Source organism: Ligilactobacillus sp., from assembly GCF_036846325.1.
In the GTDB taxonomy this organism is placed as follows: Bacteria; Bacillota; Bacilli; order Lactobacillales; family Lactobacillaceae; genus Ligilactobacillus.
Genome location: NZ_DAIUCE010000092.1, coordinates 1 through 6717, shown reverse-complemented (window position 1 = coordinate 6717; position 6717 = coordinate 1). Strand labels below are relative to the sequence as shown.

Genomic DNA, 6717 nt, shown 5'->3' with positions numbered 1-6717 from the left:
GGTGCCGTTTCAAACGGCGTTGTCGGCCAGATTGCAATTCTTGCCGGCATGACGACGGGGGCCACTGCATCATCAATCACTGCCGCAGGACGGATGCACTTCAAGCTGATGATGTTTGCCGTACCTGCAGTGATGCTTGTCATCGCAATCATCATCTTCATGAAGAAGATTACCTTGACTGAGGAACGCCATGCGCAAATCGTTGCCGAACTTGAAAGGACATGGGGCAAGGATCTTGGCGTCAGTGGAAAAGCTGCCTCAACGGAGGAAAAGATTACCGTCAAGGCACCTGTTTCAGGTACGCTGATTGAACTGAGCGAAGTAAATGATGATGTGTTCTCAAAGGGTCAGGCAGGCTCTGGATTTGCCATCCGGCCCGATGACGGCAGAGTGTATGCTCCGTTTGACGCAACGGTCCGCCAGGTGTTCTCGACAAGGCATGCAGTCGGCATTGTTGCCGACAACGGCATGGCGCTTCTGATTCACGTCGGACTTGGAACCGTTGCACTCAAGGGAACAGGATTCGTAACCTATATTGAAGAGGGACAGAAGATAAGACAAGGCGATGAGATTCTGGAATTCTGGGATGAATCAATCAGAAAGGCCGGTCTTGACGATACCGTAATCGTGACGGTGACGAACTCCGGACAGTTCGAGGACTTCAGGCTGAAGGAAGAGAGCGGATCCGAAATCAAGGCAATGGATGATATAATGGAACTTAAACTGAAAAAGGTGAAGTAAAATGAACGACTTAATTGAATTTGACAGCAAACGGCAGGTCTTCCACCTGCATAACGGCAACATCTCGTACCTTTTTTCCGTGGAAGAAGGCGGAACCCTCTGCCATCTTTACTTCGGCAGACGCGTTCAGAAATATCACGGCGAATTGAAGTACCCGAGGGTTGACCGCGGCTTTTCCGGCAATCTTCCCGGATCACTTGACCGGACATTCTCCCGTGACACGCTGCCGAAGGAATACAGCGGGGCAGGCGAGATGGATTATCACACCCCGGCTGCCGTCATCCGCAGAAACGACGGGTCAAATGCCCTGATGTTAAGGTACAGCGGCTACAGCATTGAAGACGGCAAACCAGAACTTGAAGGCCTGCCTGCAGCCTGGGTTGAAAAACCGGAAGAAGCTCAGACGCTGACCGTCACGTTGAAGGACGAACCGACCGGCCTTTTATATGACCTGCTTTACACGATCTACCGCGACGTCGACATCATCACGCGCTCGGTCAGGGTGAGAAATGCAGGGAATGAGGATGTTTTCCTGGAAAAGGCCGCATCCCTTCAGATTGACTTCACTGACAGAGACTTCGACTCAATCTGCCTTCCCGGCGCCCACGCAAATGAACGCCACCCGGAAAGACAGCGGGTCGGCTACGGCATTCAGAAGTTCGGCAGCATCCGCGGTACTTCAAGTCATCAGATGAACCCGTTCCTCGCTTTGGCCGACAGGAAGGCTGACGAGTACTCCGGCGACGTCTACGGCTTTGCCATGGTATACTCCGGCAACCACTCATTTGAGGTTGAAAGGGACCAGATTGACCAGACGCATCTGGTGATCGGAATCAATGACTACAATTTCTCCTGGAAGCTGGAACCCGGCTCTGCATTTCAAACGCCGGAAGTTCTCATGACATATTCTGACAGAGGATTCGACAGGATGAGTCAGTCATTCCACAGAATCATCCGCGACCGCATCGTCCGTTCGAGGTTTGCACATGAAGAGCGCCCGATTCTCGTCAACAACTGGGAGGCAACGTACTTTGACTTCGATGAGGAGAAGCTTAAGACGATTGTCGACGATGCAAAGGATCTTGGAATCGAGATGTTCGTGCTTGATGATGGCTGGTTCGGTCACCGCGACGACGACAATTCGTCTCTTGGCGACTGGAAGGTGTATGAAAGGAAGTTCCCGTCAGGACTCGGGCATTTCGCCGACTATGTGCACGAAAAGGGACTTGGCTTCGGGCTTTGGTTCGAACCTGAAATGATTTCATACGACTCTGACCTGTACCGGGATCATCCGGAATACCTGATGCATGTTCCGGGACGTGAGCCGAGCCCTTCACGCAATCAGTACGTACTTGACCTGACCAGAAAGGAAGTCGTCGACAACCTCTTCGAACAGGTCAGCGAAATTCTTGAGAGCGGAAGAATCGACTACGTGAAGTGGGACATGAACCGTCATCTTTCAGACGTCTATTCCGCCTCCCTTCCAAAAGACAGGCAGGGCGAGGTCTATCACCGCTATGTTCTCGGATTGTACGATCTGATGGAAAGACTGACTGAAAAGTTCCCTGATGTCCTGTTTGAAGGATGCTCCGGTGGCGGCGGCCGCTTCGATGCCGGCATGGCCTACTACATGCCTCAGATCTGGACGAGTGACAACACGGACGCCGTGTCGCGCCTGACGATTCAGTACGGCACGAGTCTCGTCTATCCGATTTCCATGACGACGGCACATGTCTCGGCCATCCCGAACCATCAGACGGGAAGAAAGACTCCGTTTGAAACGCGCGGCAATGCGGCAATGAGCGCTGTCTTCGGCTATGAGCTCGACCTGACGCGGATGAGTCAGGAGGACAGGGACAAGGTGAAGGAACAGGTTTCATGCTACAAGGACATCCGCAACCTTGTGCAGTACGGAACCTTCCATCGGCTGAAGTCACCGGTTGACACGAACCAGGCAGCCTGGATGTTCGTCTCGGATGACAGGCGCGACGTCTGCGTCATGACGTTCCAGGTTCTCGCATCAGCTCAGCCGAGTCTGACGAAGACGAAACTGACGGGGCTTGATCCCGAACTTGAATATGAGAACCTTGAGACAGGCGAGGTCTTCGGCGGCGATGAACTGATGGAGCTTGGCTTCTACGATCCTGTCGTTCATCAGGACTACACGTCGAAGATGTACCGCTTCAGGGCACTTTAGAAATATCATCAGGAAAAGAGGCCGGGGGTTCCGGCTTCTTTTTTTGTCTGATGAAATGCCGTCCAAAGTACATTTTTTCAGTGTGCAGCCCGGGATTACGGGCAAAATGGCGATTTCTTGGATTTGCCCGTAATCTCGTTATGGTGAACTGACCGGGCAGCCGATGTGAAGCACTGCACGTGGAAAATGCAGTGCACTCCTCCACGGATTGTGTCAGGACGTTTTCCTGGTCCGAGCACTGCATTTTCAAGGCATAATCCTTCGAATTGTGATAAAATGAACAATATACTCAGGTTGGAAAAGGACACGGATTATGGAAAATCAAATCAACTACTATCGCATCGACCGGGCGGAATGGCGCAACTTCTACAAGGACCACATCGTTCCGCTGACGGATGAGGAGCTTGAACGCATCAAATCGCTCAACGACCGCATTTCAATGGAGGACGTTTCAGACATCTACATGCCGATGGTTCATCTTCTGCGGATGTTCATGAAGAACCATCAGCGGCTTCAGGACGACCAGGCGGCCTTTCTTGGCATCAGGCCGCACAAGGTGCCGTTTATTCTCGGAATTGCGGGTTCGGTTGCCGTTGGCAAGAGCACGACGGCACGCCTTCTCAAGACGCTTCTGTCCGAGGTGTATCCAGACAAGAAGGTGCAGCTGATCACGACCGACGGCTTCATCTTTCCGAATGCGGTCCTGAAGAAGAAGGGCATCATGCACAGGAAGGGATTTCCGGAAAGCTACGACATGCCGCGGCTGATCAAGTTCGTCAACGACGTGAAGAACGGCATCGTGGCGAAGGCTCCGGTCTATTCGCACAAGGTCTATGACATCATCCCCGGAAAGTTCGACGTAATCGATCAGCCGGACATCCTGATCGTCGAGGGAATCAACGTGCTGCAGCTGCCGAGCCACGAGCCGATTTTCGTGAGCGACTTCTTTGACTTTTCGATTTACGTCGATGCCAGGGAGGAGTACATCAAGCGCTGGTACCTTGAACGTTTCGGAATGCTGCTCGACACCGCCTTCAAGGACCCGACGAACTACTATTATCCATACGCAATCGGTGACCGCGACTCTGCATTTGAAATGGCGTCAAAGGTGTGGGAGGACGTCAACCACCCGAACCTTCACGAGTACATCCTGCCGACTAAAAACCGCGCCGACCTGATCATCGTGAAGAGCGCCAGCCATTTGATTGAAGAACTGCGGCTGAGGAAGTACTGATTTCCGATTGAAATTTTTGTGTTGATTGGAAAATGCACTTAAAAAACGTGCATTCAGGTTATAATTGTCTAAAATGTACGTAAAGGAATTGACCATTGCAGGCTCAGTCGGTACAATGAAGTAAGTGAGACAACTATAATATTAATGAGGTGAACATCTTGGCTAATGTTGACATGCAGGCTTTTGACAAAATCATCGTGCTGGATTTTGGCAGCCAGTATAACCAATTGATTACACGCCGCATCCGTGAATTCGGCATCTACTCGGAACTTCTGTCACACAAGCTGACGGCTGACCAGATCAGGGAGATGAATCCGAAGGGCATCATTTTGTCCGGCGGCCCGAACAGCGTGTACGACGAAGACGCATTTAAGGTGGATCCTGAAATTTTCAATTTGGGAATCCCTGTGCTTGGCATCTGCTACGGAATGCAGCTGATGTCAAACGAACTCGGCGGCAAGGTCGAAAGTGCAGAAAACAAGGAATACGGCAAGGCTGACATTCATGTTAATGATGAAAATGCAGTGCTGTTCCACGGACTGCCGCAGGACCAGAGCGTCTGGATGAGTCATGGCGATCTCGTGACTAAAGCTCCGGAAGGCTTCGAAGTCGTAGCCAAGAGTCAAAATTGTCCGATTGCATCGATTGCTGACTACGACCGTAAGCTCTTCGGTCTGCAATTCCACCCTGAAGTTCGCAACACGACATACGGCAACGATATTCTGCGTCACTTTGCCTTTGATGCCTGCGGTGCGGAAAGCAACTGGACGATGGATGATTTCATTAAAATGCAGGTTGAAAAAATCAGGGAAGAAGTCGGCGACAAGAAGGTCATCCTCGGCCTTTCAGGCGGAGTTGACTCAAGCGTTACGGCCGCATTGCTCAACAAGGCAATCGGAGATCAGCTGACATGCATCTTCGTTGATCACGGTCTTTTGAGAAAAAATGAAGCACAGCAGGTGATGGATGCCTTGGGCAAGGGCCTTGGCGTCAACATCATCAAGGTTGATGCTGCCAAACGTTTCCTGGGCAAGCTCGAAGGCGTATCCGATCCTGAAAGGAAGCGCAAGATCATCGGTGCCGAATTCATCGAAGTCTTCAATGAAGAAGCCTTGAAATTGAAGGACGTCGACTTCCTTGCCCAGGGCACGCTTTACACGGACGTCATCGAATCAGGCACGGACACGGCCAAGACAATCAAGTCGCACCACAACGTCGGCGGACTTCCGGAAGACATGCACTTCAAGCTGATTGAACCGTTGCGCACGCTTTTCAAGGATGAAACGCGCGAACTCGGCGAAAAGCTCGGTATTCCGCATGAACTCGTCTGGCGTCAGCCATTCCCTGGCCCAGGCCTTGGCATCCGCGTCATTGGCGAAATTACGGAAGACAAGCTCGAAATCGTGCGCGATTCTGATGCCATCCTGCGTGAAGTCATTGCACAACATGGCCTTGACAAGGAAATCTGGCAGTACTTCACCGTCCTTCCGGGCATCCGCTCCGTCGGCGTCATGGGTGACGGCCGCACGTATGACTACACAATTGGCATTCGTGCCGTAACGTCCATCGACGGCATGACGGCGGACTTCGCCCAGATTCCATGGGATGTTCTTCAGGAAATCTCAGTTCGAATCGTAAACGAAGTCGATCACGTCAACCGCGTAGTCTACGATATCACTTCCAAGCCGCCGGCAACGATTGAATGGGAATGACAATAAACCGCATTTAACTTAGGTTAAAGGTGTAAAAGGGTTGATATATCGGGGCTTGTAAAAAATAACTGCTCAAAACTTATAAAAAATACTGTTTCAGTAGACAACACTATATAGCAAGTAGACAACACTTTTTTTAAACACTGGTAAGCTCTCTTTTCGCTAATTAACTATACAAGACCACCTGGCCGCAAATTTCGCGCGGCTGGTGGTTTTTTTCTTTTTTCATCTGTATACTTAAAGGACATTATAACCCAAATAAAAAGGGCGGATACGCCCAAGGTGAAAAGCACAAGCCGGAACATGACAGAGGAATCCAACACCGTATAAAGCCCTGCTTCTGCGCAACCAGCTTACCGATCTGTTTGCCGGATGAGCCGTGTTCTCTGGCGATGGTGATGATCACAACCGGTTTTGAGGGCTTCAGGGCAATAACATCTCCATCGTCCAGTCATAGCGGTTTTGTCTCGCTGACATACTCTTTCTGGAGGAACTGGCGGTAGAACAGGATGCCTATCGTGCTTGTCACCACTTCCGTCACAGGAAAGGTCAGCCAAAACCGATCCAGCCCGAACCTGGAGAACAGATAGCCGAGTGGCACAAACAGCACAACGGTCCGTAGTATCGTCAGCGCTGAACTTTTCAGGCTGGCGCCTACCGTCTGGAAGAATACGGGGAAGATCTGTGATGTGACCATTGGCAGGAAGCTGATGCCGACAAAGCGGAAGCCGATCCTGCCGATTGCTATCACCTGCTCGTCTTTGGTAAAGACCCGCAACATTTGCTCCGGCAGGAAAAGGAAGCACAGCATTCCAACTGCCATCAGCACGAGC

At 51.3% G+C, this 6717-nt stretch carries 5 protein-coding genes; 4 read left to right on the top strand and 1 reads right to left on the bottom strand.

All coding sequences use genetic code 11. From position 1 onward, the window contains the following. The 4 genes from V7Z60_RS08080 to guaA form a co-directional block, all read left to right on the top strand. A partial coding sequence (locus tag V7Z60_RS08080) for a PTS sugar transporter subunit IIA (RefSeq protein ID WP_334117324.1) occupies positions 1-741 on the top strand: 741 nt, incomplete at its 5' end. A 1-nt stretch (position 742) separates the two neighbouring features. Then, entirely contained in the window at positions 743-2938 is a 2196-nt protein-coding gene (locus V7Z60_RS08075; RefSeq protein WP_334117323.1) for an alpha-galactosidase, read from the top strand. Positions 2939-3251: 313 nt separating this feature from the next. Then, a complete protein-coding gene (gene coaA / locus V7Z60_RS08070; RefSeq protein WP_334117322.1) occupies positions 3252-4172 on the top strand; it encodes a type I pantothenate kinase in 921 nt (306 codons plus the stop codon). Between the two features lie 158 nt (positions 4173-4330). After that, on the top strand, positions 4331-5884 hold the full coding sequence (guaA, locus tag V7Z60_RS08065) for a glutamine-hydrolyzing GMP synthase (RefSeq protein WP_334117321.1): 1554 nt from the start codon (positions 4331-4333) through the stop codon (positions 5882-5884). Positions 5885-6335: 451 nt separating this feature from the next. On the opposite strand, the gene V7Z60_RS08060 is transcribed toward guaA, so the two are convergent. Beyond that, positions 6336-6717: MATE family efflux transporter (locus tag V7Z60_RS08060; RefSeq protein WP_334117320.1), on the bottom strand; the 382-nt coding region annotated here is incomplete at its 5' end.

What these genes read in the sequence shown, in the direction of transcription:
- V7Z60_RS08075 (WP_334117323.1), top strand. Translation starts at nt 743, where the DNA reads ATGAACGACTTAATTGAATTTGACAGCAAACGGCAGGTCTTCCACCTG.
- coaA (WP_334117322.1), top strand. Translation starts at nt 3,252, where the DNA reads ATGGAAAATCAAATCAACTACTATCGCATCGACCGGGCGGAATGGCGC.